General features: G+C 69.2%; 25 protein-coding genes. 13 read left to right on the top strand and 12 right to left on the bottom strand.

All coding sequences use genetic code 11. The features are described from left to right. Positions 1-64: 64 nt before the first annotated feature. The 3 genes from ABZV58_RS01380 to ABZV58_RS01390 all read right to left on the bottom strand — a co-directional run bounded on the left by ABZV58_RS01380 (position 65) and on the right by ABZV58_RS01390 (position 2,486). Entirely contained in the window at positions 65-730 is a 666-nt protein-coding gene (locus ABZV58_RS01380; protein WP_354998993.1) for a histidine phosphatase family protein, read from the bottom strand. 5 nt (positions 731-735) lie between these two features. Further along, positions 736-1,650, bottom strand: a complete 915-nt coding sequence (pheA, locus tag ABZV58_RS01385; RefSeq protein ID WP_354998207.1) for a prephenate dehydratase — start codon at positions 1,648-1,650, stop codon at positions 736-738. A gap of 455 nt (positions 1,651-2,105) precedes the next feature. Then, the gene (locus ABZV58_RS01390) at positions 2,106-2,486 is read right to left on the bottom strand and encodes a hypothetical protein (protein ID WP_354998208.1); all 381 of its coding nucleotides are present in this window, start codon (positions 2,484-2,486) and stop codon (positions 2,106-2,108) included. A 167-nt stretch (positions 2,487-2,653) separates the two neighbouring features. On the opposite strand from ABZV58_RS01390, the gene ABZV58_RS01395 reads away from it, so the two are divergent. The 5 genes from ABZV58_RS01395 (at position 2,654) to ABZV58_RS01415 (ending at position 7,451) form a co-directional block, all read left to right on the top strand. Next, a complete protein-coding gene (locus ABZV58_RS01395; protein ID WP_354998209.1) occupies positions 2,654-3,415 on the top strand; it encodes a DUF2470 domain-containing protein in 762 nt (253 codons plus the stop codon). A 152-nt stretch (positions 3,416-3,567) separates the two neighbouring features. Further along, positions 3,568-4,356, top strand: coding sequence for a CPBP family intramembrane glutamic endopeptidase (locus tag ABZV58_RS01400; RefSeq protein WP_354998210.1), 789 nt, complete (start codon positions 3,568-3,570; stop codon positions 4,354-4,356). Positions 4,357-5,176: 820 nt separating this feature from the next. Then, a complete protein-coding gene (locus ABZV58_RS01405; protein ID WP_354998211.1) occupies positions 5,177-6,277 on the top strand; it encodes an LCP family protein in 1,101 nt (366 codons plus the stop codon). A gap of 9 nt (positions 6,278-6,286) precedes the next feature. Beyond that, a complete protein-coding gene (locus ABZV58_RS01410; RefSeq protein ID WP_354998212.1) occupies positions 6,287-6,832 on the top strand; it encodes a ferritin-like domain-containing protein in 546 nt (181 codons plus the stop codon). A 70-nt stretch (positions 6,833-6,902) separates the two neighbouring features. Further along, on the top strand, positions 6,903-7,451 hold the full coding sequence (locus ABZV58_RS01415) for a ferritin (protein WP_354998213.1): 549 nt from the start codon (positions 6,903-6,905) through the stop codon (positions 7,449-7,451). Positions 7,452-7,711: 260 nt separating this feature from the next. Here ABZV58_RS01415 and ABZV58_RS01420 read toward each other — a convergent pair whose 3' ends face one another. The 4 genes from ABZV58_RS01420 to ABZV58_RS01435 form a co-directional block, all read right to left on the bottom strand. Then, positions 7,712-8,632, bottom strand: coding sequence for a DUF5926 family protein (locus ABZV58_RS01420; RefSeq protein ID WP_354998214.1), 921 nt, complete (start codon positions 8,630-8,632; stop codon positions 7,712-7,714). Between the two features lie 125 nt (positions 8,633-8,757). Then, positions 8,758-9,525 carry a glycerophosphodiester phosphodiesterase gene (locus ABZV58_RS01425; protein WP_354998215.1) on the bottom strand — a complete coding sequence of 256 codons (768 nt, stop codon included), beginning with the start codon at positions 9,523-9,525 and terminating at the stop codon, positions 8,758-8,760. Further along, positions 9,522-10,571, bottom strand: a complete 1,050-nt coding sequence (locus ABZV58_RS01430) for a DUF4328 domain-containing protein (protein ID WP_354998994.1) — start codon at positions 10,569-10,571, stop codon at positions 9,522-9,524. The genes ABZV58_RS01425 and ABZV58_RS01430 overlap by 4 nt, the downstream gene beginning before the upstream one ends. Positions 10,572-10,665: 94 nt before the next feature. Continuing rightward, entirely contained in the window at positions 10,666-11,031 is a 366-nt protein-coding gene (locus ABZV58_RS01435; protein WP_354998216.1) for a rhodanese-like domain-containing protein, read from the bottom strand. A 453-nt stretch (positions 11,032-11,484) separates the two neighbouring features. Here ABZV58_RS01435 and ABZV58_RS01440 point away from each other — a divergent pair, with 453 nt between their 5' ends. Further along, positions 11,485-12,096, top strand: a complete 612-nt coding sequence (locus ABZV58_RS01440; RefSeq protein ID WP_354998217.1) for a hypothetical protein — start codon at positions 11,485-11,487, stop codon at positions 12,094-12,096. A gap of 129 nt (positions 12,097-12,225) precedes the next feature. Here ABZV58_RS01440 and msrA read toward each other — a convergent pair whose 3' ends face one another. Then, entirely contained in the window at positions 12,226-12,933 is a 708-nt protein-coding gene (gene msrA, locus ABZV58_RS01445; RefSeq protein WP_354998218.1) for a peptide-methionine (S)-S-oxide reductase MsrA, read from the bottom strand. A gap of 193 nt (positions 12,934-13,126) precedes the next feature. Here msrA and ABZV58_RS01450 point away from each other — a divergent pair, with 193 nt between their 5' ends. The 3 genes from ABZV58_RS01450 (at position 13,127) to ABZV58_RS01460 (ending at position 15,664) form a co-directional block, all read left to right on the top strand. Then, positions 13,127-13,750 (top strand): superoxide dismutase, encoded by a 624-nt coding sequence (locus ABZV58_RS01450; protein ID WP_354998219.1) that lies wholly within the window; start codon positions 13,127-13,129, stop codon positions 13,748-13,750. A gap of 357 nt (positions 13,751-14,107) precedes the next feature. Beyond that, on the top strand, positions 14,108-14,635 hold the full coding sequence (locus tag ABZV58_RS01455) for a peptidase (RefSeq protein WP_354998220.1): 528 nt from the start codon (positions 14,108-14,110) through the stop codon (positions 14,633-14,635). A 210-nt stretch (positions 14,636-14,845) separates the two neighbouring features. Continuing rightward, on the top strand, positions 14,846-15,664 hold the full coding sequence (locus ABZV58_RS01460; RefSeq protein WP_354998221.1) for a methyltransferase domain-containing protein: 819 nt from the start codon (positions 14,846-14,848) through the stop codon (positions 15,662-15,664). Positions 15,665-15,717: 53 nt separating this feature from the next. Here the strand turns inward: ABZV58_RS01460 and ABZV58_RS01465 are convergent, their stop codons facing one another. Beyond that, complete coding sequence (locus ABZV58_RS01465) at positions 15,718-16,485, bottom strand: SDR family NAD(P)-dependent oxidoreductase (RefSeq protein WP_354998222.1); 768 nt, start codon at positions 16,483-16,485, stop codon at positions 15,718-15,720. 219 nt (positions 16,486-16,704) lie between these two features. Here ABZV58_RS01465 and ABZV58_RS01470 point away from each other — a divergent pair, with 219 nt between their 5' ends. Both ABZV58_RS01470 and ABZV58_RS01475 read left to right on the top strand, forming a co-directional pair. After that, positions 16,705-17,583: an SDR family NAD(P)-dependent oxidoreductase gene (locus ABZV58_RS01470; RefSeq protein WP_354998223.1), complete on the top strand. Its 879-nt coding sequence runs from the start codon at positions 16,705-16,707 to the stop codon at positions 17,581-17,583. 67 nt (positions 17,584-17,650) lie between these two features. After that, entirely contained in the window at positions 17,651-18,322 is a 672-nt protein-coding gene (locus tag ABZV58_RS01475) for a TetR/AcrR family transcriptional regulator (RefSeq protein WP_354998224.1), read from the top strand. On the opposite strand, the gene ABZV58_RS01480 is transcribed toward ABZV58_RS01475, so the two are convergent. The 3 genes from ABZV58_RS01480 to ABZV58_RS01490 all read right to left on the bottom strand — a co-directional run bounded on the left by ABZV58_RS01480 (position 18,323) and on the right by ABZV58_RS01490 (position 23,322). Continuing rightward, entirely contained in the window at positions 18,323-19,051 is a 729-nt protein-coding gene (locus ABZV58_RS01480) for a TMEM165/GDT1 family protein (RefSeq protein ID WP_354998225.1), read from the bottom strand. A 559-nt stretch (positions 19,052-19,610) separates the two neighbouring features. Then, positions 19,611-21,569 (bottom strand): molecular chaperone HtpG, encoded by a 1,959-nt coding sequence (htpG, locus tag ABZV58_RS01485; RefSeq protein WP_354998226.1) that lies wholly within the window; start codon positions 21,567-21,569, stop codon positions 19,611-19,613. Positions 21,570-21,615: 46 nt separating this feature from the next. After that, positions 21,616-23,322: a TM0106 family RecB-like putative nuclease gene (locus ABZV58_RS01490; protein WP_354998995.1), complete on the bottom strand. Its 1,707-nt coding sequence runs from the start codon at positions 23,320-23,322 to the stop codon at positions 21,616-21,618. Between the two features lie 363 nt (positions 23,323-23,685). Here ABZV58_RS01490 and ABZV58_RS01495 point away from each other — a divergent pair, with 363 nt between their 5' ends. Next, positions 23,686-24,318: a DUF6474 family protein gene (locus ABZV58_RS01495; protein WP_354998227.1), complete on the top strand. Its 633-nt coding sequence runs from the start codon at positions 23,686-23,688 to the stop codon at positions 24,316-24,318. A 14-nt stretch (positions 24,319-24,332) separates the two neighbouring features. Continuing rightward, positions 24,333-25,139 (top strand): hypothetical protein, encoded by an 807-nt coding sequence (locus ABZV58_RS01500; RefSeq protein ID WP_354998228.1) that lies wholly within the window; start codon positions 24,333-24,335, stop codon positions 25,137-25,139. The last annotated feature ends 33 nt before the right edge of the window (positions 25,140-25,172 follow it).

Here is a 25,172-nt window from a genome sequence, read left to right on the forward strand (position 1 = left end):
GCTCGAGGGTTCGGTTCTGGCGGACTTGGTCCGTCAGCGGCCCGCGCATGGCGAACTCAGGTTCTCAGCCCATCGGGTCGTCGGCGGTGGGTGAGACCTCGTAGCCGAAGGGTGGGACGAAACGGCCCCAGCGGATGCAGTCCCAGCCGCCGTCGGGGCGTGGGACCAGTTCGATGGTTTCGGTGTTGTCGAGGTGGTTGTTCGTGGTGAACGGCGGCGCCACTCCGCTGAGGGTGCGCGCGACCAATCGCATCGCCGCGCCGTGATTGACCAGCAGCACGTCGCCGCCGCCCGCCTCGGGCAGCAGGAAGGATGTGCGCAGGGTTTCGATGACCGGGAGGAATCGCGCCAGGACGTCCTCGCCGTTTTCGCCGCCGGGAACCCGCTCGGTCAGGTCGCCCTCGTGCCAGGCGCGGTAGATGCGCTGGAAGGTCCGGTGCGCATGGGGGTCGTTCAGCCCTTCCAGTTCGCCGACTTGGACCTCGTGCACGTCATCGAGGACGTCGGCCGCGACGCCGGTCGCCGCTTCGATGTAGCTCGCGGTCTGCCTGGCGCGTAGGGCGGCCGAGGAGAGCAGCGCGCGTGGGGGCGCGATCAGGTTCGAACCGAACGTCTTCGCTTGGGCCGCACCGCGTTCGGTCAATGGCAGTCCGGGCACCCTGGTGTCGAGAATCTTGGCGACGTTGCCTTCGGTCTCCCCGTGCCGGACCAGGATCAGCTTGCCCGCGATCTCGTTCATAAGTCCGCCACCCCCTTTCGTAACTGAGTCAGCCACTCCGCGGCCGCCTCGTCGGACGGCGGCGGCGTCCCGGTCGCCGAAGTCGCGGGCCAGGAACCGAGGAAACGGATCCGGGCCGTGCGGTGCAGCGCCTTGAGCGCCTCGGCCACCGCGGTGTCATCGATATGCCCGACGCAGTCGAGATAGAACCGGTAGGTACCCATACCCGTTCGGGTGGGCCGGGATTCGATCCTGGTCAGGTCGATGCCGCGCGTCGCGAACTCGGCGAACGCGCGCATCAGCGAGCCGGGCTCGTTCGCCAGCTCCAACACGATCGAGGTGCGGTCGGCGCCGGTCGCCGCCGGGGCCACACGCGGCCGGGTCACCAGCACGAAGCGGGTGATCGCCTGTTCGTGATCGGCCACACCGGAAGCCAGTGCGGTCAGCCCGAGCCGCTCCCCCGCCAGCGCGGTGGAGACGGCCGCGTCGGCGCGCCCTTCCGCGACGTCCTCGGCGGCGGCGGCATTCGAGGCCGAGGTGTAGATCTCCGCGTCGGCCAAGCGCCGCGCGATCCACATCCGCACCTGCGCGGCGGCCACCGGGTACGCGGCCAGCGTGCGCACGTCGGCCAGCTCGGTGCCCGGCCGCGCCAGGATGGTGAAGCTGACCTCCAGCTCGGTCTCCGCGACGATCTGCAACCGCGGCCCGATGGCCAGCGAATCCAGCGTCGCCGAGATCGACCCCTCCACGGAACTTTCGATCGGAACGACCGCGCCGTCGACATCACCGGACCGGATCAGATCCAGCGCCGCGCCCTGACTGGGCGCGGCGACCCGCTCGACGGGTCCGTCGAAGACCGCCGAGGACTCGAGCTTGGCGAGGGCCATCTCGGTGAAGGTTCCGGACGGTCCGAAATACGCGATGCGCGGCACGCCTACGACATTACAAGCGGTGAGGAGACAGCAAACCGGTTCGTGGGGGTGCGTCCTTCGCTGGGGGTGCCGGTCAGCGGTCCTGGATCTAGTGCGCGTCAGGTCCCGGTGCTTGATCGGGCGTTCGTCGTCGAGTTGGTGTGCGTGTGTGTCGGGAGACGTTGTTCCTCGGGTTCACCTGCGCATTCACGAGCTCCTACCCAGGTTCTCCTCGAACGGTGCTGGGCACGTCGGGTGCCGTACCCGACTTACCTCCCGCCGTCATTGGACGTAGGCGCGTCTCCCGGCGTGGTCATCTGGCTGTGGTCGCGTTCTTCGGGGTGAGTAGCTGGTGATTTCCGGAAGAAGGTGAGAGAAAGCAGCCAGCTTCGAACAAGCCAGCGCGCCCTTCCGAAGCCTTCCACTTCGGAAACCGTCAGCTCACCAGACCGCCACACCCCGAAGCGGACAACACCTCAGGGCGCAAGCACTTCCAACGCAGCGCGAACCTGATCGGACGCACCGGTCTCCACAGCAAGCAGAACCCCCCGAACCGCCTCGACCGCCGGCGGTTTCAACCCCGTCAAAAAGCCGATGTCCGGCCGAACCAGCGCATCCCGAATGTCCTCACCGCACAACGCCGCAGCGGTCGCGGCAACGATGGCGACCGCGCGCTCACCATCGTCGGTGCGCGCGACGAATCCGGTATCGGAGTGCGCGATGGCGGCGAGGAAGTCGGCGATCTCGGAGTCGGGAGCGGCGGCGTCCAAAGCCGGGACCTCGGGAACCGAGCCGACGGGGCGGACGAGCCCGTCGACCAGGCTGCGCCGGGCCGGGGTGGACAGCGTGACCAGCACCGGTTCGGTCGCGCCGTGGCCTGCCGTTGGTGTCGCATCTCCCACGAGATCACCGTAGCGGGCGCAGATTCTGGAATCAGCCGGAAGGTAACGCTTGCAGATCGAGGGCGGCTCACTTAGCTTAGGTTTACCTAATTGACGCCGCCGCCATCACCACGGAGGTCCGCATGCCGAATCCGACCGTCGCGCCTAGCACCGCCGAGCGGGTGCGCAGCGCGTGCGCCCACGCGGAGCAGGCGGTTCTCGCGCTGCCGGGCATCGACCCGACCCCGACGTCGGTGCATCACCTGCGCCAGTGCGGGGATGTGGTTGTGGCGGTGCCGAACGGCTCGCTCGCCGCGGTGCTGATCGGTAACTCCGGGCCCGGTGGCGCGGCGGCGGTGCTCGAACTCACCGATCACGCGCCGCTGCCGCTGCGCGAGCCGGTCCGCGCCTTGGTGTGGTTGCGCGGAACCGTGCGCTCCGTGCCGGTGCAGGCCCAGCGCGCGTTGGCGGGCGAGGTCGCCAAGGACAACCCGGACCCCGCGCTGCTGGACGTCGGGCACACCTCGACGCTGCTGCGCCTGGTGATCAACAGCGCCGTCATGGCCGACTCCACCGGCGCCGAAGCGGTCTGCGTCGAGGAACTGCGGCTCGCCCAGCCGGACCCGTTCTGCACGATGGAGTCGGCCTGGTTGCAGCACATGGACGCCGACCACGCCGACGTCATCGCCCAGCTCGCCCGCCACCTGCCGCCGCGCCTGCAGACCGGCACCGTGCACCCGCTCGCCATCGACCGCTACGGCGTCACCCTGCGCGTCGAAGGTCACGACGGCGACCACGACTTCCGCCTTCCGTTCAGCGCCCCGGCCAACGACATCGAATCCCTGAGCCGCGCCGTCCGCACCCTGGCGGGTTGCCCCTTCCTCAACGGCCTCCGCCGCATATGACCGCGGCCGTGGATCGGTCGCCTCCGCCGGAGCTGGCAGAAGCGACCGCGACTCGGCCGATCGACCCCCATCGGAAGTGGGCGCCTGCGTGGTGGCCTCGTCGAAAACGGGTGACGAGCGCCCGGACGCGGACCCGTCGCTAGATTCGACGCATGCGCGCTGAGTCGGATGCCCCTGGCGAATCCGAGTTGACGGACCGGGAGCGTCTCGGGATTCGGATCGAGATCGCGATCGTGCTGACCGTCACCTTCGGGTTGAGCGGGGTCAGCGCGGCGCTTTCGCTGGTGGACAGTGCGCTGGGGCCGGGAGGCGTCGGTGGGCGGACGGTCGCGCTGAACGCCTCGCGCTCCGACCATTCGCTGATCGATCTGCTGTTCCAGGTGCTCGGGGTGTTGCGGCTGGCCGGGTGGGCGGCGCTGGGTCTGTACCTGTTGTGGCGCAGCGGGATCGGGCCGCGGTTGATCGGACTCGCGCGGTTCCGTCCGAAGGCGGACGGGGTGCCCGGACTCGTACTGGCCGCGATCATCGGGTTGCCGGGACTCGGGCTGTATCTGGTCGCGCACGCGATGGGGTTCAGCGTGACGATCGTGCCGAGTTCGCTGGACGAGCACTGGTGGCGGCTGCCCGTGCTGATCCTGTCCGCCTGCGCGAATTCGTTCGCCGAGGAGATCCTGGTGGTCGCGTACCTCATCACTCGGCTGCGCAGACTCGGCTGGACGGAGAATTCCGCGCTGGCCGCCTCGGCGCTGCTACGTGGCAGCTATCACCTCTACCAGGGGCTCGGCGGCGGTCTGGGCAACCTCGTGATGGGCTTGATCTTCGGCCGCTACTGGCAACGCACCAACCGGCTGTGGCCGCTGATCCTGGCGCACGCGACCATCGACGCGGTCGCCTACATCGGCTACACGGCGCTGCGCGGACACGTTTCCTGGCTGCCGTAACGGAAACCCGCGGTCGGGTGATTATCGAAGAAACCAGTGCCGCCCCCCGATCAGTAGAGTCAGTGTGATGAACGGCGACGACCCCCGCAACGCGCGGACGCGCCGGGTGCCGCCGCCGCAGGGCCGACCCGGCGTGCCGCAACCACCCCAGCAAGGCGCCGCCGTCCCGCCACCGCCCCGAGGCGCCGTCCCGCCTTCGGAACGCGGCCGGGCCAACCCGCCGCACCGACGCGAGGGCATCCCGCCCGCAGAACACGGCCGGGCCAACCCGCCGCACCGACGCGAGGGCGTGCCACCCTCGGAACACGGCCGGGGAGCCAACCCGCCCCACGGCCGCGATGCCGTTCCGCCCGCACAGCGCCGCCCCGCACAACCGCCACAGGGTGGGCACCCGTCGCCGCCGGGCCACGCTGCCACCGCCCGTCCGGGCCACGCCGCACCGCCACCAGGTCGAACCCCGCAGGCCAGCGCCGCCCCGCCCGGAGGCCGGTCCGCCGCGCCTCCCCCAGACCAAGCCGCTACCCAGCGATCGAGCCACGCCGGTGCACCGCCGCACGGCCGCACCGCCGTCCCACCACCGCCCCATGGCCGAGGTGATGTCCCGCGGTCGGGCCGAGCAGACGCTCCCAGCCCGGGTCACGCCGCTGCGGGCTACAGCGCCGCCCCGCCGCACGGCGACGCGGCCGCACCACACGGCCACCCTCCCCACGGCCGAATCGATCGGACCACCAAAATCCTCCGCCGCGACGGCGCCGACCCCAACGCCCAGGCCCTCGCCTATTCGCAGGTCCCCCGGGACTCGCGCGAAGCACCCCCGCGCATGCGCAAAGCCGAACCCGAGTACGCACCGACGCAACAACCCGAGCCGTTCCACGATCCCGTCCCGCGCACTCACGCCCCGAGCCCGCGCGGACGCCGTGGCACACCGCCGCCGCCCGCCGCTCCCCCGCGCGCCGATCGCGCTCCGCGCCCGCGCCGCAAGCGGCGTCCGTTCCGCTGGTTCCTGGTGTTCCTGCTGCTCTTGGTCGTCGGCTCGGTCGCAGCGGTGATCAACCTGGACGGCAAGCTCACCCGCATCGACGCCCTGGCCGGATACACCGACCGAGTCGGCAACACCCCGGGCACCAACTGGTTGCTGGTGGGCTCCGACGGTCGCGGCGGACTTTCCCCCGAACAGGAGCAGGAGCTGGCCACCGGCGGCGAGGTCGGGCCGGAGCGCACCGACACGATCATGTTGGTGCACATCCCGAAGTCGGGCCCGACCACGCTGGTCAGCCTGCCGCGCGACTCCTACGTCGGCATCCCCGGCCACGGCAAGGACAAGCTCAACGCGGCGTTCGCGATCGGCGGGCCGCAGCTGCTCGTGCAGACCGTGGAGGTCGCGACCGGCCTGCGTATCGACCACTACGCCCAGATCGGCTTCGCCGGTTTCGCGGGCATCGTCGACACGCTGGGCGGCATCGACGTCTGCGTGCCCAAGCCCATCGACGACCCGCTCGCCGGGATCAACCTGGAGGCGGGCTGCCAGAAGCTGAACGGACCGGATTCGCTCGGCTTCGTGCGGTCGAGGGCGACCGCGCTCGCCGACATCGACCGGATGAACAACCAGCGTCTCTTCATGGCCGCCCTGCTGCAGAAGGCGACCAGCGGCGCCACCCTGGCCAATCCGTTCAAGCTGTGGCCGCTGGCGGGCGACACGGCGCGCTCGCTCAAAGTCGACGAGGGCGATCACATCTGGGACCTCGGCCGCCTCGGCTGGGCGATGCGCGGCGACACGGTCGCGACCACGGTGCCGGTCGGCGGATTCGACGACGTCTCCGGCATCGGCAACGTGCTGCTCTGGGACAAGACGAAGGCGGGCGCGTTCTTCGAGGCGCTCGCGGACGACAGATCCATCCCGGAAGAGCTGCTCACGCGGTAGCGTCGGAGTATGTCCGACACCGATGGCGCCCCGCCCTTCCCGGCCTTGCTGCGCGATCAGATCCGGCACGGATTCACCGTCGCGCAGCAGTATCTCGCCGGCGCGGTCTACTTCGACTCGCATCGGCTCCCGCAGTTGGCCCGACATTGCTATGCCCGCTCGGAGGAACATCGCGGGCACGCGCTGCGCATGGTGCAGTACCTGCTCGACCGGGATCTGGAGATCCGGGTCGGCGGGCTGGACTCGATCCGCTCCGACTTCGAATCTCCGCGCGCCGCAATGGCTTTCCTGCTCGAGGCGGAGCGCGGGTACACCGCGCAGGTGACCGCGCTCGCGAAGGCCGCGCGGGAGAGCGGCGACTACCTCGGCGAGCGGTTCACGCAGTGGTTCCTGAAAGCGCAGCTGGACAACGTCGCCGGGATGACGACGCTGCTGACGGTGCTCGACCGGGAGGGCAACCTCTTCGACGTCGAACAGTTCGTGGCGCGCGAGGTACGCGCTCCGGCAAAGCCCGACATTTCGGCGCCGAAAATGGCTGGCGCAGCGAACATTTAATTAGGCAATACTAGCCTCAATAAGGGTGCACTTGGATGACACGCGCCCTGACCAGCGTTAATGTGGCGTCATGTCCAGCCATCCGGAATCCCCACGCAGCAAATTCCACAGCCTGCTTCACGACCAGATCCGGCACGAATTCAATGCCGAACACCAATACATCGCGATCGCGGTGTGGTTCGACAATGCGGATCTGCCGCAGCTGGCCAAGCGGTTCTACGCGCAGGCCGTGGAAGAACGCAATCACGCGATGATGATCGTCCAGTACTTCCTCGACCGGGATATCAGCATCGAGCTTTCCGGCATCGATCCGGCGAAGTCGCATTTCGACGATGTTCGGGAACCGATCGCCCTGGCTCTCAACCAGGAGAAGACCGTCACCGACCAGATCATCCGGTTGGCGAGCACGGCCCGCGAAGAGGGCGATTACCTCGGCGAGCAGTTCATGCAATGGTTCCTGAAGGAACAGGTCGAGGAGGTCGCGAATATGACGACCTTGCTCAACATCGCCGACCGCGCCGGCTCGAACCTGTTCGACCTGGAGAATTTCATCGCACGGGAGATGAGTTCTCCCGCCGATACCTCGGGCGCGCCCTCGACAGCGGGCGGCCACATCTGAAAAGGCATTTCGGCAAACAGGCCCAGCTCTTCGCGACGAGCTGGGCCTGTTCGGACCGAGATGGTTGCCTCAGCTGGCGCTCAACGAGCTGAGCAGCGTCTTGAGCAGCGCAAGAATGGCGTCCATGGTGTTCCCTACTTTCCTCATCTGTGCGGTGCGGTAAACCGCACCATCACCAGTAACGGTGATGGTCAGAACTTATCCCGCGACAGATCCGAAAGAAGGGTTTTTCACAAAATTGCTCCGGGAAATTTCCGGAGTCAGCGCAGGGTCACCTGACGCGAGCGCAGACCATCGCGCGAGCGGCGCTCGTCGGCGGTCAGCGGCGCGTCCGTGGCCAGCTCACCGAGCAGGCGGACGCCGAACTCGGCGGCGGTCTCAGTCCACTCGCTGGGGTGGCGCTCCGGATCCAGGTCGAACACCGGCACCAGCAGCCCGTGCGTGCGGAACGAACCCGCGAAGCGCGAACCCTCGCCCATGTGCAGCCCGCCCGAGGCGTGCAGCCGGGCCAGCGCCAGCATCAAATCGTCCTCGTTCTCCGGGCGGACCCAGCGCACGTGCGCCTTCTCGCCCGCGTCGACCCACCAGGCCGCACCGACGGCATCGCCGCCGAGCTCCAGCCGCGCCGACGGCATGATCGCCTGCTTGGCCTGCTCGATGGTGGCGGCGACCTGCGGATCGGGCGTCACGCCCTCCGGCACCCACCAGTCGAAGTCCTGGTGCACGGTGAGTTCCAGGTCGGCGCCCGGATCGATGACGTCGGCCAGCCGCGGACCGCCCGCGACGCTCTCGACGGAGGTCAGCGAGTCACCGGGCTCGGCGGATTGGGTCCACAGGATCGCGGCGGCGATATCGGCGGCCGGGTCGGCGCCCTGGAACTGCACCTGGGTGCCGACGTAACCGGTCGGCTCGTCACCGGCGCGGACCAGCGCGGCCACCGCGCCGGGCAGCACCGTGGCGAGCACGACCGAACGCTCGGCGGCCACCTCGGGCGACAGCTTCAGAGTCGCGGTCGCCGACGGCACGAATTCCCGCAGTGCGACCAGATCGCATTCCGCGGCCAACCCTTCGAACGGCCGGGTGACGGCACTGGCCGCCTGCTCCTGCGCCGCCTTGCGCTCGGCGAGACGCTGCGCCCGGTTCCCTCCGGGCTTCGGACTGTTGCGCTTGCTCTTACCCACGAGGGCTCAAACTACAGGGTGCTGTGACTGTCGCCGCGATGCGCCACGGCGCGGAACGCGGGAATCGCGGAACGCGAATCTCGCACGGCGCCAAACATGGTCGAATCGGCGTCTGGCAGTACGAATCAAGCGGCGGCGAGCAGGGTTTTCGTGCGGCCGGGGTGATTGGTCGCGACCCAGCTGACGCCGAGATCGGCGCACAGCCGCACGTCCTTGGGATCGTCCACGGTCCAGCAGTAGGTCGCGCGACCCGCCGCGGCGGCCCGGTCCACCAGATCCGGGTGCTCGCGCAACGTCTTCACCGACGGTCCCACGGCCGTCGCGCCGACGGTGGTCGCCGCACCGCCGCCGAGGTATCGCGAGGACTCGCCGAGCAGCACCGTGGGCAACAGCGGCGCGGCGCGGCGGATCCGCCACACCGCGGTCGCGGCGAACGACATGACGACCGCGCGCGAATGGTCCGCCGAGGCGGGCGTGGCGATGCCGAAGCGCTGCAGCTCGGCGAGCAGCTTGTTCTCCACGAGCGCGCCGTAGCGGACGGGGTGCTTGGTCTCGATGAACAGCTTGGTCGGCCTGCTGCGCCAGTCGAGCACCAGCTCGATGAGTTCGCCGAGGGTCAGCACCGAGGCAGGCTGGCCGTCGCCGCCGAAATCGAGCGAGCGCAACTCGTCCAGTGTCATCTCGCTGACCAGCCCGGAACCCGTGGAGGTGCGGTCGACCGTGCGGTCGTGCACGCAGACCAGATGTCCGTCCCTGGTCAGCCGGACGTCGCATTCCACGCCGTCCGCGCCCTCCTGGAGCGCGAGTTCGTACGCGGCGAGCGTGTGCTCGGGACGCGCCGCCGAAGCGCCACGGTGCGCGACGACGAACGGTGCGCGACTGCTCTGGCTCACTTGGCCATGACCTCCTCGTGCTGAACGGCACCGCTGTCGGTATCCCGATCCTCGATGATGTCGGCGTCGGCCGCATCCCGGACCGGCGCCGCGGCGCGGGCGGGGTGCACCGGCTCGATGACCGGCACCGGCGGATCGACGGCGACCACCCAGCGGCGCGCCAACCGGAGCCGCCCGAACAGGTCGCGTCCGTCCAGCAGTCGCAGCGCCCAGAGCGTCAGCACCGTCACCGCCGCGGCGACCGCGTCGGTCCACGCCGCGAACAGCACGCCGTCCGCCTTGACCTGCAGCGAATCCGCGGTCCGCCAGAGCAGCGCGGCTGCGGCCATCAGTCCGCCGAAAACCCAAGCGCACCACCAGATCCGGATCGCGCGCAGGGCCCTGGGGTCGTCGCGTTCGGTGGCGATCTCGGTGAGGAACACACCCGGCCAGACCAGATTCACCACCGGTATCAGGCAGCCGAGGACGAGCGCAGGAGCGGAACGGGGATCGCTGCGGCCCGCCTTCGCGAACACCGCGCGGCGGGTCTCGACGAGCCAGCCGAGCAGCGCGACGCCGCTGCCGAGCGCCAAGGCCAGCGCCAGCAGCGACGACCCGGTGACCAGCCAATCCGAGAAACGCAGCGCCCACGGATCGATGAGGCGGGTCCGGTTGACCAGCAGGATGACGTAACGCACCAGCTCGCCGACCGCGGCGACCGCGAACATCACCGCGGTGACGAGCAGCAACGGCGTGACCCAGCCCGCCAGCACGGCGGTGCGCCGACGCGGGGTCGCGTCGGCCGCGGCGGCCGGTTCGTCGCGCAAACCCCAGCGCGGAATCTGCGTGTAGCGCGGGGTCGGCGCGGCGGGCTTGCGAGCCCCCGTCGCGACGGGCCTGCCGTGCCGCTGGTCGGGTCGGCGCGCGACCCAGCGGTAATTGCGCCGTTCGGCGGGAGCGTCGAGGGGGCCCGGCGAGAGCAGCACGCCGTGGCAGCGCGGGCACCAGTGCATCGGGGTCCCGTGCACGGCCCACCGCGCGCCGCAGCGCGCACAGGGCTGCAGCATGGTACTCACAGCGTGTCCTTCGCTCGCCCGGCGTGGTCGCGCGGGCAGCCGCTTCCCGGCCTGACGCTCATTGCCTGGGCACCTCGCTCTTTCGTCAGTAGATCTTCGCCGGTTGGTCGCTCTCGCCGACCAGCGGGCGACCCAACTTCTGCCAGGCCACCATGCCACCGCTGACTTGCACGGCCTCGAAACCGATATAGGCCAGGTATTTCACCACTTCGATCGACCGGCCGCCCTGCCTGCACACGACATAGACCTCGGCGTCGTAGTCCAGCTCCTCGGTGCGGGCCGGCACGTCGGCCATCGGGATGTGGATCGCGCCAGGGGCGTGCCCGAGCTGCCACTCGTCGTCTTCGCGCACGTCGAGCAGGATGGCCCGGACCTGGTCCGGTCGCTCGCTGTGGTCGAATTCGCCGGGCAGGTCTGCCACCGACACCGACGGGATCTCGGAGCTCGTCACGATTCGATCCTGCCATGATCGGCGCACGTACGTGCCGTCGCCCGCGTTGCGGTCACGCGCGGGTTCGGGGCGGCCTCGACCTCTCCATGAGAGTTATCCACATAATCCACAAGCTGATCCACAGGCGGGACCTATCAGGTTCTCGGACACTCACAGGACGCGGCTATAAGCAATCGTCCCGCGAATCCGTTCCCTCGTCGTCCAGACGGGATCGGGACCCACCGGCCCGGTTCAGCTGATCCGCGGCGAAGCGCGCGTCACGAACGACCGATCCGGGACTCCCCTCCTTGATCCATCCCGGAGCGGTCGTTCGCCGCCGCCTCGGAACCGCGGCCGAGCGGGTCCCGACACTTACTTGGACGGCGCGGGGAACGATTCGGTTCCAGAAAAAACGAGAACACTAGAAAAAATGAAATACCGGGTTCCAGCTGGAGCTGTCGGTAGCCTGGGGCCATGGACGTGCGCAGGGGGCTACTCGACGGATTGGACTCCACCGGTTTCAACACCGCGATCTCGGAGGCGACCTGCCTCGGGCTCGAGGTCGATACCGAGGCGGCGATATTGCGCCTCGATCTGACCGTTCTGACGCTGCCCGCCGACAAGGCGGCGCCGCAGGATCACCAAGTCCGCCTGACCTTCACCGGCGTCAGCCGGGTCGCGGCCTCGCTGCGCGTCCAGCGCTGGGACGACATCGAGGCGAGAATCCTTCCGTTGCAGCTCGACGGCCTCGACGAGGCGATCCGCAGCTTCGGCGGCGGCCGTTTGCACGGCTGGGAATTCATCGACGTCGACGACAGCGGGTGGGCGCTGTGGCGCGAACTGCTCAGCTTCGACACCAAGATCGACGACCACACCCCCTCGCACGTGCTGGAGTTCTCCCAGGAGGAGGGCATCGACCCGCGCGAACTCGACGTCCGAGTGTGGTTCGACAGCCTCACGGTGCACGACGCCAAGGGCAAGGAGATCGCGCCCGCCGACTTCATCGCGGGCGGTGTTCGTTGGTGGAAGGCGCACGACGCGGGCGATCCGCGCACCATCCGCCCCGGAATCGTTCCGCCGCTGTAGAGATTTCCGCGACCGCCGCGCGTCCGATCACACCGGGTGCGCGGCGGTTCGTGTTCAGGCGTCTACGCGCGTCACCACCGAGAACGGCAGCATCTGGAGCACGGCACGAGGCCCGTGGCACAAGGACTCTCAGGCTCCGAGCCCGACCGGGCAACTCACCCCGGTGGCGTGCACCGGACAGTAACCGCCCGGGTTCTTCGCCAGGTACTGCTGGTGATACGCCTCGGCGTAATAGAACCCGGACAGATTCGGTCCCGGCGCATCCGCGCCCGGCGTCGGCAGCGGAGCCATCTGGGTGGTGATCGACCCGTATCCCGCCTCCGCCAGCCGCTTTCCGTAGCGCTCCGCGGTACTCCTGGCCAGCTCGGCCTGTTCGTCGTCCAGCGTGAAGATCGCCGACCGATACTGCGTTCCGCGATCGTTGCCCTGGCGCATGCCCTGGGTCGGATCGTGCTCCTCCCAGAAGTGCCGCAACACCTTCGCGTAATCGAGCACCGCCGGATCGAAGACGACGAGCACCACCTCGGTGTGGCCGGTGCGGCCGCTGCACACCTCCTCGTAGGTCGGGTTCGGGGTGTACCCGCCCGCGTATCCGACCGCGGTCGTGAAGACGCCGTCGAGTTCCCAGAAACCCTTCTCCGCGCCCCAGAAACAACCCATACCGACGACGGCCACCCGCATGCCCTCCGGAAACGGCGGACGGAGGGGATGTCCGTTCACGAAGTGGGTATCCGGCACCAGAATTGGTTCCTCGCGGCCGGGGAGCGCCTGGTCCGGCGCCACCATCACCGGCTCGGGGAGGCGGATCCGTCCGACCAGTTCGTCGAAGAACGACATGGTTCGATGCTACTCACGAATGCTCGCGGTCGAATCGCCCTTCCGTTCACGCCGGAAGCAACCCCTGCGTGATCATCAGATCTCCGATGGAATGTGGGGGCACACGGCCCGGTTGGAACCGAGCGGGTGTACGAATGATGGTTGGAAGCGCCCGATCCGGGCGCCACAGCCCGACAACTGAGAAAGGGACATCGTGGCTGAGTACACGCTGCCAGATCTGGATTACGACTACAGCGCCCTGGAGCCCCACATCTCCGGGCAGATCAACGAGCTGCATCATTCCAAGCACCACGCGGCCTATGTCGCGGGCGCGAACACCGCTCTCGAGAAGCTCGAGGCGGCTCGTGAGTCCGGTGATCACGGCGCGATCTTCCTCTACGAGAAGAACCTCGCGTTCCACCTCGGTGGCCACGTGAACCACTCCATCTGGTGGAAGAACCTTTCCCCCAACGGTGGCGACAAGCCGGTCGGCGACCTGGCCGCCGCGATCGACGACCAGTTCGGTTCGTTCGACAAGTTCCGCGCGCAGTTCACCGCGGCCGCCAACGGCCTGCAGGGCTCCGGCTGGGCGGTGCTCGGCTACGACACCCTCGGCGGGAAGCTGCTCACCTTCCAGCTCTACGACCAGCAGGCCAACGTCCCGCTGGGCATCATCCCGCTGCTGCAGGTCGACATGTGGGAGCACGCCTTCTACCTGCAGTACAAGAACGTCAAGGCCGACTACGTGACCGCGTTCTGGAACGTCGTCAACTGGGAGGACGTGCAGGAGCGCTTCGCTCGCGCCGTCACCCAGGGCAAGGGCCTCATCTTCGGCTGAGTTGTTGGCGCGCTGGCGCGCGCGTGTTCGCGGCCCTTATGTCTCGCTTCCGAGCGGTCGAGACTCGCGCCTCTGGCGCATGCGCTTCGACCACTCGGAAGCGAGACGGCCGCGAACGGGCTCGTAAGACTCGCCCTCGAGGTGGCTGGGAGTGCTCGGGCGGCGAGTTGGATTACGAGTTGGCCCGTCGGGAAGTGGATCGCCCGGCGGGCTTTTTCGTGTCTGCCGCCCGATCAGGGCGTCCGCTGCCGATTAGCACTCATTGGTACTTGTGTGCCAGATGATCCGTGAGTCATCCTCTGAATCCAACAGTTCGAGGACGGGCAAGACCGCCCCCGGTTCATCTCGGGAGGCACGATGCGGACCAACGGGCCGATCGGCGTCACGCCGTTTCACTCGCGCGGATCGCTGCGCGGCTTCGTCATCTCCGGTCGCTGGCCGGACACCACCAAGGAATGGGCGCAGGTGCTCGTGCTCGCGGTGCGGGTCGCGAGTCTGCCTGGCCTGCTCGCCACCTCGACCGTCTTCGGCGTCCGCGAGGAGCTGCCGGACGATCCGGAGCCGGGCACGGTCGGGCTGGTGCTGGCCGAGGGCACGGTGCTCGGCGAGCAGGCGCTGGAGCCCGGCCGGTTCGCCGACCACGTGCCGCCCGCGCTGCTCATGCTGCACCCGCCCTCGGAGACCCGCCCGTCGCTGCCGGAATGCGCGGGCGCGGCCTCGGGCTGCGTGCTGCTGCCCGGCGTGCCGCACCTCGGCCTCGAACACCGCGCGGCCTGGGCCGAGGCGGAATCCGACGGCACCGTCACCTCGCTGGTCAGCCGGGTCGGCCTCGATCCGATCTGCGATCCGGACACCGCCGTGCTCGCGATGCTGCTCGCCGCTTGAAACGCACCGTCGACCGCCGACCGAGTGGCCACATCCGCCACTCGATCCGGCACCATTACGGCTGCGCGCGCTGCTCCGCGGATGCGGACGGCGCCACTTCGCCGTGAACCGTGCGCGAACACGCACGCGCACAGCGGCATTCGCGCGAGTCGGTGGTTTGCGAGGGGGCTACACAGTTAGCCTGTGACGGTCGAAAGGATCGTGGAAGACATGTCCGGTAATCCCCTCGCCGCCGCCGAACCCTGGGATCTGGTCGCCGACGGCTACGCCGAATCCGCGCTCGCGATCATGGCGCCCTTCTCCGACCGCGCCCTCGAAATCGCCGATCCACCCGCCGACGCGCACATCATCGACGTCGCGGCGGGGCCGGGAACGCTGAGCCTGCCCGCCGCCGCGCGGGTCCGCCGGGTGCAGGCCGTGGATTTCGCCGAGCACATGCTCGAACGCCTCCGTGCCGCCGCGCGCGACGCCGGGCTGACCAACATCGACGTGCGCGTCGGCGACGGTCAGCAGCTGCCGTTCGAGGACGATCAATTCGACGCGGGCTTCTCCATGTTCGGCCTGATGTTCTTCCCCGACCGGATCCAGGGTTTCGCGGAACTGTTCCGGGTGTTGCGGCCAGGCGGTGTCGCGGTGGTGTCGAGCTGGGCGCCGGTCGCCGAATCCCCCTTGATGCGGATGCGTTTCGGCGCGTTGGCGGCGGGCGATCCGAATATCCAGGAGCCGCCGCCGAACTTCCTGAGCCTGGAGAATCCGGAGGTGTTCGCCACCGAGATGCGCGGCGCGGGGTTCGCCGGGGTGTCCATCCAGCGCCACACCACATCGGTGTCCTACCCTGACGCGGATCGGCTCTGGGAGCAGATGTCGCGTGGCAGCGCGCCGATGGCGGTGCTGCGGCGCTCGATCGGCGAGGACGAGTGGGCCGCGCGTTCCGAGGCCATGCGGGCCTACCTCGTCGAGAACTACCGTCCGAACACCCCGCTGGCCACCACCGCTTTCCTCGGCATCGGCCACAAGCCCCTGCCCTGACCACGAAAAAAGCCGCCCCCGAAGCGAATCGGAGACGGCTTTTCGAGCGGAGATTACCGCGGCGCCATGCGCAGCGCGCCGTCCATGCGGATGGTCTCGCCGTTCAGGTAGTCGTGCTCGACGATGTACTGCGACAGCTGCGCGTACTCCTCCGGGCGGCCGAGGCGTGACGGGAAGGGCACGCCCGCCTCGAGGCCCTTGCGGTACTCCTCGGTGACGCCGGCCAGCATCGGGGTGTCGATGATGCCGGGGGCGATGGTGTTCACGCGGATGCCGAACTGCGCGAGATCGCGCGCGGCCGGGACGGTCATGCCGTGCACGCCGCCCTTGGAGGCGGAGTAGGCGATCTGGCCGACCTGGCCCTCGAAGGCGGCGACAGAGGCGGTGTTGATGACGACGCCGCGCTGGCCGTACTCGTCGACCGGGTCGGTCTTGGCGATGGCGTCGGCGGCCAAGCGCATGACGTTGAAGGTGCCGAGCAGGTTCACGGTGATGACGGTGCGGAACAGCTCCAGATCGTGCGGGCCGTTCTTGGACAGGATGCGACCGGCCCAGCCGACACCGGCGCAGTTGACCACGATGCGCAGCGGCGCGCCCGACTCGACCACCTGCGCGACCGCGGCGGCGACCTCGTCGTTGCTGGTGACGTCGGCCGGAATGAGGGTGACTCCGGCGGGCACGTTGTCACCGGCGCGCTCGATCGACTGCGGCACGTCCAGGCCGAAGACGGTGGCGCCCAGCTCGGCGAACCGCTTGGCGGTGGCGGCGCCGAGGCCGGATGCGCCTCCGGTGATGATGGCGGCGGAACCCGAAATCTCCACGATGGTCCTCTCGTTCGTGACAGCCAGTTGGCCCTTCGTCAATTGCACCCTAATAGGTACGCGGTGAGAGATACAGCACGACTCCCTCTCACGGCCGGAGCGAGCAGAAGGTGCGCCCGGTGTGTAACTCGGGAGGGGTCGGAAACGACTCCATGATCGTGGTTCGCGCGCGGCGAAATATTTGCGAACATCGCTGTTCATCGGTGGTATCGTCGCTGCATGAAGCTGTTCTCCGGCCCAGCGATCGCCGGTAGGAAGGTGCTGATCACGGGAGCGGCGCGAGGCATCGGAGCCGCGCTCGCCAGGCAGCTGTACGCGCACGGGGCTTCGGTCGCGCTGCTCGGACTCGAACCCGATCTGCTGGCCGAGGTGGCGCGCGAATGCGGCGACGCGCCGTGGCGCTATTGCGACATCGGCGACCCCGCCCAGGTGGAGCGGGTGGTGACGACGCTGGCGAGCGAACTCGGCGGGCTCGACGTGGTGGTCGCCAACGCCGGGGTGGCCAAGCAGCTCGCGCTGATCGGCGGCGATCCCTCGGTGATGGAGGAGACGCTCGCGGTGAACGTGCTCGGCGTCTACTACACGCTGCGCGCCGCCGGTCCGCACATCTGCCATCCGAGGGGGTACGCGCTGATCGTCTCGTCGCTGGCAGGGGTGGTGAATCTGCCGCTCGCGGGCGCCTACAGCGCGTCCAAGGCGGGCGTCGAGGCGCTCGGCCACACCCTGCGCAACGAGATCAGGCATACCGGCGCCAAGGTCGGCGTCGCCTACTTCGCCGAGCTGGACACCGACATGACCACCCGCGGTTTCGGCACGGCCGCGGCGCGGGCGATTCTGGGCCGCGCCACGGTCTCGGGCGTCGCACCGCTCGGCCCCGCCATCGACGCCACCGAACGGGCCATCGCCCGGCGCCGCCGCCAGGTCGTCTCGCCCTGGTGGGTGGCCGTCGTGCTGCCCTTCCGCCCGCTCGCCCAGCGCCTCGTGGACGCCGCGCTGCGCCGCGGAGTCGCCGAGGCCCTGGAGATCGCCCGCACCGAGGACACACCCTTGACCACCGACCAGCCCACCCGACCCCGCAGAATGGAGCGGCCCGCCTGATCGGCGCGGCGCTGCCACAGCACCCGCCCGTCGAACACCTGCCCCACCGAACACCCGGAGCCACCGCATGACCGACACCGCAGGCACCGCCCGCCAACTCCCCAGGGGCAGGCACGGTTTACCTCGGGAGCAGGTGATCGCGTCCCAGCGGGACCGGATCCTGGACGCGATGGCCGAGACCATGGCGGTCACCGGTTATGTCGGCACCTCCGTCGCGGCCGTGCTGAAAGTGGCGGGCGTCTCCCGTGAGACCTTCTACGAGCAATTCCGTTCCAAGGAGGACTGTTTCGAGGCCGCCTACGAGCGCGCCGTCGAGCGGTTGGTCGCCCGCATCGCCGAGGCGTCCGGCCCCGAGGACGAGAACGCCACGCGCGGACCGGATCTCGACCGCATGGCACGGCTGCTCGACGCGTACTTCGAGGGCCTGATCGAGGACCCCGCCTACGCCCGGCTCTACCTGGTCGAGGTCTACGCGGTCGGCTCCAACGCCCTGGCCCGCCGCGCCCAGCTCCAGGACTCCTTCGTCGCCTTGATCGCCGAGGTGCTCGACGCCCACACCGAACAACAGCGCTTCGCCTGCCAGACCTTCGCGGCGGCGGTCAGCGCGATGGTCACCGCCCGCATCGCGGCCGACGACCTGGACGGTCTGCGCGGTTTGTCCGCGCCGCTGCTCGACATGGTCCGGCGGGGCGGTGATCTCTACGGGTCGGCGATGGTCGCCGACCAGATCCGCGCCTGATCACCGTCCCGAGAACTGGCCGTCGGCCGACTCCGCGACAACGCCCTCGACCGCGACCACCGACGCCGCCCGAACGCGGCGCATCAGGACGACAGCGCCCACCGTCACCGGAACAACCGCCGCGATCCCCGCGCTCGCCCACATACCCAGCGACGGAACCGCCGCGCCCAGCAACGTGGTGCTGCCGAAGTAGAGGAACAACAGCCCCGAGCAGATGCCGATGAGCCGCTCCGGCAGGTGCTTGCCCACCGCGATGCCCACCGCGATGGCGAGCGCGTCGGCGGCGACCATGCCGACGGTGGATCCGAGCCACACGCCGAACCAGCTGTTGTCGGTGGCGAGGGCGGCCGTGGCGAACATGGTCCGGTCGCCGAGTTCGGCGAGCAGGAAAGCCGAGAGGACGACGAGGAACGGGGCCGCGGTGGAGCGGGGCGGTCGCGGCTCGTCGTCTTCGTCGGGGGCGCCGAGGTGTTCGCGCAACGTCCACAGACCGACGGCGAGGAAGGTGAGGGCGGCGACCAAGGAGATGGCGCGGGTGGGCAGGGCCGCGCCGAGGAAGTAACCGACCGCGACCGAGATCAGGTGCACACCGGCGGTCGCGGTCGCGATGCCGCCGAGCACCACCCACCAGCGATAGCGCAACGCGAACGTCAGCGCCATGAGCTGGGACTTGTCCCCGAGTTCGGCGAGGAAGACGATGCCGATGCTCAGCAGGATGGTGGCGATCATTGTGTGACGTACTCCCGGGTCTCCGGCCTGCCTGCCGGAGATCTGGGTACGCCTCCGGCCGACAACGAATGGTTGTTCAGGCCGAAGGTCTCGCCCACCGGATGAAAACCCGGTTCACACAACCGGACCCGAGCCTCGGGGAGGCGGCGGGTCAGTATGTCGACTGTGTGATTGGGGGCTACTCCCCTTCGCTACACCCGACCCTACCCCAGCAATCTCCTGGACGCCAACCCGCTGTTAGCCAAATCGCAATGCGCACAATAAGTTTGGCACTCCTACCCACAGGTTTCGGTAACCCGCACGGCCCAGGCAGCAAACCCTCATCAGCGGACTAGGGACCTCGTACGAAGGCATCCGGACACCCGTCCGTGGACTCGAAACCGAACCGCGCCCGACCGCACCGCCGGGAGCCACAGTTCTCCCCCACACAAGTACGGCACGCCTCACATAGCCACCGCCTATGTGAGGCGTATACGCGGCGTGTGGGAGCATCGCTACGGCACTCGGGGCGCAGACGACGAAGGCCCCCTCCTGGGAGGGGGCCTTCGGGTTCAGCGAATCACAGCGTGCGGGTCAGCCGGTCGGTGAGGATGTGCGCGAAGCGCGCCGGGTCCTTCAGTTCACCGCCCTCGGCGAGCACCGCGGTGCCGTAGAGCAGTTCGGCCGTCTCGGTGAGCTCGGGGACCTTGCCCTCGTCGGCGTCCTGCTTGCGCGTGTCGTACGCGTCGCGCAGGCCGGTGACCAGCGGGTGGGTCGGGTTGAGCTCGAGGATGCGCTTGGTCTCGGGAAGGATCTGGCCCGAGGCCCGGTACATCCGCTCCAGCATCGGCGTGAAGTCGAAGACGTCGCCGACCAGGCAGGCGGGCGAGGTGGTGAGCCGGTTGGTCAGGCGCACCTCCTTGACGCTCTCCTCCAGGGTCTTGCCGAGCCAGCCGAGCAGCTCGGCGAAGTCCTTGTCCTGCTGCTCGCGCAGCGCCTCGGACTCCTTCTTCTCCTCCTCGGTCTCCAGGTCCACCTCGCCCTTGGCGACGGACTGGAACCGCTTGCCGTCGAACTCCGGCACCGAGCCGACCCACATCTCGTCGACGGGATCGGTGAGGATCAGCACCTCGAGGCCCTTGGCACGGAAGGCCTCCATGTGCGGGGAGCTCTCCACCTGCTGACGGGACTCGCCCGTCATGTAGTAGATCGCGTCCTGGCCGTCCTTCATCCGCTCGACGTACTGCGCGAGCGTGGTCAGCTCGGTCTCGGAGTTCGTCGAGGAGAACGAGGAGACCTGCAGGATGGTCTCGCGGTTGTCGAAGTCCGAGAGCAGGCCCTCCTTGAGGACGCGGCCGAACTCCTTCCAGAAGGTCTGGTACTTCTCCTGGTTCTCGGCTCCCTGCAGCTCCTTGACCGTCGAGAGCACCTTCTTCACCAGGCGCTTGCGAATCATCTGGATCTGCCGGTCCTGCTGGAGGATCTCGCGGGAGACGTTGAGCGAGAGGTCCTGCGCGTCCACCACACCCTTGACGAAGCGCAGGTACTCCGGCATCAGCTCTTCGCAGTTGTCCATGATGAACACCCGCTTGACGTAGAGCTGCACGCCGCGCTTGTGCTCGCGGGTGAACAGGTCGAACGGCGCGTGCGACGGGATGAACAGCAGCGCCTGGTATTCGAACGTGCCCTCCGCCTTGAGCGGAACGATCTCCAGCGGATCGTCCCACGCGTGGCTGACGTGCTTGTAGAACTCCTTGTACTCCTCCTCGGAGACCTCGCTCTTCGGGCGCGTCCACAGCGCCTTCTGCGAGTTGAGGGTCTGCTCCTCGAGGATCGTCTTCTCTTGCTTGTCCTCGCCCTCGCCCTCGGTGACGGTCCGCTCCACCTGCATGCGGATCGGCCAGGCGATGAAGTCGGAGTACTTCTTGACGATCTCCCTGAGCTTCCACTCCAGGGTGTAGTCGAAGAGGTGGTCCTCCTCGTCGGCGGGCTTGAGGTGCAGCGCGACCGAGGTGCCCTGCGGCGCGTCGTCGACGGCCTCGATGGTGTAGGTCGAGCTGCCCGCGCCCGCCTCCCAGCGGGTGCCCTCGGTCTCGCCTGCTTTACGGGTGGTCAGGGTGACCTTGTCGGCCACCATGAAGGTCGAATAGAAGCCGATGCCGAACTGGCCGATCAGCTCCTCGGCCGCGGCGTCGGTCTTCGCGTCCTTCAGCTGCCTGCGCAGCTCCGCGGTGCCCGACTTGGCCAGGGTGCCGATCAAGTCGACGACCTCGGCGCGGGACATGCCGATGCCGTTGTCCCGGACGGTGAGGACCCTGTCGTCCTTGTCGACCTCCAGCTCGATGTGCAGGTCGGATGTGTCGACGTGCAGGTCCTTGTCCTGAAAAGACGCCAGCCGCAGCTTGTCCAACGCGTCGGACGCGTTCGAGATCAGCTCCCGCAGGAACGTGTCCTTGTTGGAGTAGACGGAATGGATCATCAGCTCGAGCAGCTGATGGGTTTCTGCCTGGAACTCGAGTTGTTCGACGTGCTGAGTCACGACGCGATGTTACCGCCGCGCACCGACGGCGCGGCCGAACACCCGATCAGGCGCCGCGGCCGAGCGAGGGCGCGGCGCCGCGGCCACCGGCGGGCAACTCCGGCGCGCGCCCGAAGTCGGCGAGCGCGGGCACCTCCAGCTCGGCGCAGTGCGGATTCGGCACCCGCGGCATCATCCATTCGCGCAGCACCTGGGTGGCGCGCACGTCGTCCTCGTTGTACTCGAACAGGCGGGTGCGCTGGGTCAGGTCGGGCGCACCGTCGTAGCCGACGGCCTGGCGGTACCAGCTCATCGACGCCTCGCCGCCCGCCTCCGGATCACGCCAGGCGAAGCCCGCCACCGGCGCGATCTTCTTGAGCCCCTTGCCGTTCGGGCAGATGAACTGGTCGGTGACGGCCTGGAACATGTCCACCCACTCCGGCCCGTCCACGAACGCGCGCACCTGGTCCACCGTCGGGACCCCGGGTCGGCCCGCGAACCTGCGCGCCGACTCGTACAGCCACTTGTCCTCCGCGGTGCGCGAATAGCAATACGCGGCAAAGGTCTTCCCGGCCGTCGCGGCCTCGGCGCGCACCGTCATCAGCCAGGTCCAGAACTCGCCGAAGGAGCGGCCCTCGTCCTCGGTGGGCAGCGGGTCCCAGGTGACGAACGGCCGGTAGCGCCCGTCCAGCAACGTGCCCCACAGGTACGCGCCGTGCTCCTGGAAACTCTCCAGGTCGACGTCCACCTCGACGTCGGCGCGGCGCACGTGCACCCGGTCGAAGCGGCGGACCAGCGGCGCGCCGGCCAGCCAGGCGCGCGCGGTGACAACGGCCTCGTCGAACGGGCCGTGCTGCCAGTCCTCCGGGTCGTCGCCGGTCCAGGCGGCCAGGTCGTCGATGGTCTCCACGCCGTGGCCGCGCAGCACGTCGGCCCGCGAGCCCGGCGCGACCAGGCTGACGTCGCGGTGCTCGGCCAGCCAGCCCTCGCAGCTCGGTCCCTCGACTCCCCTTGTCCACCAAGGGCATTGCCTGCACTCGGGGACTTTGGACGGCACCGTGGGCAGTTCGCCGCGCACCACCGCGATGCGGTCGGCGTAGCGGCGGTCGTAATCGTCGAGCACCGGGCCGAGGTCGTGCACCAGGATGCGGTCGAAGTGGTAGCCGATGACGCCGCCGACCAGCGCGGGACTGGCCAGCCCGTGGCGCTGCAGCATCCGGTAGAGGTGGGCGAGGCGCTGCTGATCGCGCGGCTGCTGGCGCAGCTTGCGCGACGGATCGGGGCGCGGGTCCCAGCGATACAGGTCCGAGGTGGTCGGGTGGAAGTCGGCCGGTTCCGGTTTGCGCGGGTCGGTGACCTTGTGGTTGACCACGATGATCGGGATGTAGCCGCCGCGATCGCGGTCGCGGAGCAGGATCTCCGAACCGCCGCGGCGTCCGGTGTCCGGTTCCTGCGGCAGCAGCGCGCCCCAGATGTGTTGCGTCCCAGCGGCGCACGCGCTCATGGTGGCCGCGGCGCGATCCGACGCGCGCGTCGCCGGGTCGATGATCACCCAACTGTCCGGATCGGCGGCGACGAGCGCGTCGCGCACCCGGTTGCGGTGCGCTGTCGCGGCCTCGCGGCGCTGGCGCACGCCGGGATCCTCCGCGACGTCGGTGAGCAGCCCCGGGTTGGCCGCGTCCAAGCGCAGGCGGTGTCGGCATCCGATCAAGGCCCGCGCGTCGATGAACGCGACCGGCGCCGTTTCGATCGGCGCGCGCGGCTCAGCTTCTATCGATGCGCGCGGCGGTGTTTCGATCGGCGCGCTCAGCGCGGAGTCCTCGATCGGCGCGCCCGGCGCAGTTTCGATCGGCGCGCTCGGCGCGGTTTCGATCGGCGCGCTCGGCGCGGGCTCCACGGGCGCGGCTGTGAGCTCGCCCGACCGGTCCGCGGCCGAGCCGTCCTCCTTGCGACCCTCGCGGTCACCGCTGCCCGAATACACGTATGCAGTATGGTCCAGACCCCCGACAGGACACGGTGTGCCCTCGCTGCCGCCGCCGTCGACCCGATAAGGTGGGCGCAAACCGCGTGGTAGACGGCAGACGGCCTCGCGCCGAGAGCGCTGCCCTGGCACACAGCATTGACGGAGGGCCTTCCGATGGGGTTGTTCACGAAGCGCAAGCGGCGTCCGAGTCGCCGGGCCGAGGCCAAAGCCCTCAAGCACAAGGCCGCGATGGAGGCCAAGCTGTTCGCCAAGAACGATCGCAAGGCCAAGCGCGCCGAGGCCCGCACCCAGGCCAAGGTCGCCAAGGCGCAGATCGCCACGCTGCAGGCCGAGGAGAAGGCCGCGCTGAAGCTGGCCGCGAAGGCCGAACGTGACGTGTTCAGCGCGGGCCAGGTGCGCAAGTACCTCGGCGTGGCACGGGTGCTCGTTCCGGTGCTCGCGCCGCTGGCCTACCGCGGCGCGACCTTCGTCCGCGGCCAGCTCGACACCCGGCGCGCGCAGCAGCTCGGCATCGGCGTCGACCAGCTCGGCGACTACACCGGGCACGGCGCGAAGCTGCAGGCCCGCCTCGCCAACGCCGAGGCGGCGCTCGGCAAGATCGACGACAAGGGCGGCGAGACGCAGAAGTTCGTCACCGCGACCCGCGCCCGGCTCGACAGCCTCGGCGCCGCGGTCCGCACCGCCGAGCAGATGCCCGCCTCGCGCAGGCGCGCGGTGCACACCTCGATCTCGCACGAGCTGTCCGGCATCGAGGCCGATGTGCTCGCCCGCCTCGGTGTGAACTGAACGCCGTCCCCGCCATGCACCCCAGCACCGGCCTGCCGCGCGGCGGCTCGGTCGGCGCGCTGGTCGGCTTGCTCAGCGTCGCCGCGCACGGCGCCGCGGGCGGGGGTTACCCGGATTCACCGGAATTCGCCCTGCTGCTGACGAGTTCGGTCGCGGCGGGGTGCGCGGCGACCGGATTCGCACGGAACGGCGCACCGTGTCGGACGTCGGCCGCTCGCACGCCCGAGCGCAGGCTGCCGGGCGACGGGCAGCGCTTCGGCTCCGGCGAACGACGAGTCGTCCGGCGCGGCAAATCGCCTGGCGGCAGCGGCTTTTGGCGACCCGAAGACGCCGCACGACACCGCGATTCGGTCGACCGCGACAGCCGCCATCGCTCCGAGCATGGCAACGGACGCCGACGCGAGCGGTTACTCGCGGCCGGACAACTCGCCGCGCACGGCAGCGGACGTGGGGCCGGACGGTTGCTCGCCGCACTCGCGACCGGACAGCTCGGCGGGCACGCGGTGTTGGCCGGGCTACTCGGGCACACGCACGGGGAGCGCGCATCGCACATCGCACGCGGCGATGCCCCGGTGGCGGGCTTCCTGCCGACCGGCTGGATGCTGGGCGCGCACGTGCTCGCGACCATCATCTGCGCGGTCCTGATCATGGCCGCCGAGCGCCTCTACGGAATCATCACCCGCGCGGTTCGTGCCGCCCTGAACGCACCGCGAAATGTCCCGGTCGCGCGGGTCAGCCGCTGGACCGATCCCTCGACTCCGACCTACCGCTTTCCTCCGCAGGGGCCCATCGGGCCGCGCGCCCCACCCGCGCTCGCCTGACCCGCTCCCAATTCCCTTCGGACAGAAAGCCTC

The sequence above is a fragment of the Nocardia sp. NPDC004654 genome (genome assembly GCF_040609595.1).
In the GTDB taxonomy this organism is placed as follows: domain Bacteria; phylum Actinomycetota; class Actinomycetes; order Mycobacteriales; family Mycobacteriaceae; genus Nocardia.

What these genes read in the sequence shown, in the direction of transcription:
- ABZV58_RS01395 (WP_354998209.1), top strand. Translation starts at nt 2,654, where the DNA reads ATGCCGAATCCGACCGTCGCGCCTAGCACCGCCGAGCGGGTGCGCAGC.
- ABZV58_RS01400 (WP_354998210.1), top strand. Translation starts at nt 3,568, where the DNA reads ATGCGCGCTGAGTCGGATGCCCCTGGCGAATCCGAGTTGACGGACCGG.
- ABZV58_RS01405 (WP_354998211.1), top strand. Translation starts at nt 5,177, where the DNA reads ATGCGCAAAGCCGAACCCGAGTACGCACCGACGCAACAACCCGAGCCG.
- ABZV58_RS01410 (WP_354998212.1), top strand. Translation starts at nt 6,287, where the DNA reads ATGTCCGACACCGATGGCGCCCCGCCCTTCCCGGCCTTGCTGCGCGAT.
- ABZV58_RS01415 (WP_354998213.1), top strand. Translation starts at nt 6,903, where the DNA reads ATGTCCAGCCATCCGGAATCCCCACGCAGCAAATTCCACAGCCTGCTT.
- ABZV58_RS01430 (WP_354998994.1), bottom strand. Translation starts at nt 10,571, where the DNA reads ATGCTGCAGCCCTGTGCGCGCTGCGGCGCGCGGTGGGCCGTGCACGGG.
- ABZV58_RS01440 (WP_354998217.1), top strand. Translation starts at nt 11,485, where the DNA reads ATGGACGTGCGCAGGGGGCTACTCGACGGATTGGACTCCACCGGTTTC.
- msrA (WP_354998218.1), bottom strand. Translation starts at nt 12,933, where the DNA reads ATGTCGTTCTTCGACGAACTGGTCGGACGGATCCGCCTCCCCGAGCCG.
- ABZV58_RS01455 (WP_354998220.1), top strand. Translation starts at nt 14,108, where the DNA reads ATGCGGACCAACGGGCCGATCGGCGTCACGCCGTTTCACTCGCGCGGA.
- ABZV58_RS01460 (WP_354998221.1), top strand. Translation starts at nt 14,846, where the DNA reads ATGTCCGGTAATCCCCTCGCCGCCGCCGAACCCTGGGATCTGGTCGCC.
- ABZV58_RS01470 (WP_354998223.1), top strand. Translation starts at nt 16,705, where the DNA reads ATGAAGCTGTTCTCCGGCCCAGCGATCGCCGGTAGGAAGGTGCTGATC.
- ABZV58_RS01475 (WP_354998224.1), top strand. Translation starts at nt 17,651, where the DNA reads ATGACCGACACCGCAGGCACCGCCCGCCAACTCCCCAGGGGCAGGCAC.
- ABZV58_RS01480 (WP_354998225.1), bottom strand. Translation starts at nt 19,051, where the DNA reads ATGATCGCCACCATCCTGCTGAGCATCGGCATCGTCTTCCTCGCCGAA.
- ABZV58_RS01495 (WP_354998227.1), top strand. Translation starts at nt 23,686, where the DNA reads ATGGGGTTGTTCACGAAGCGCAAGCGGCGTCCGAGTCGCCGGGCCGAG.
- ABZV58_RS01500 (WP_354998228.1), top strand. Translation starts at nt 24,333, where the DNA reads ATGCACCCCAGCACCGGCCTGCCGCGCGGCGGCTCGGTCGGCGCGCTG.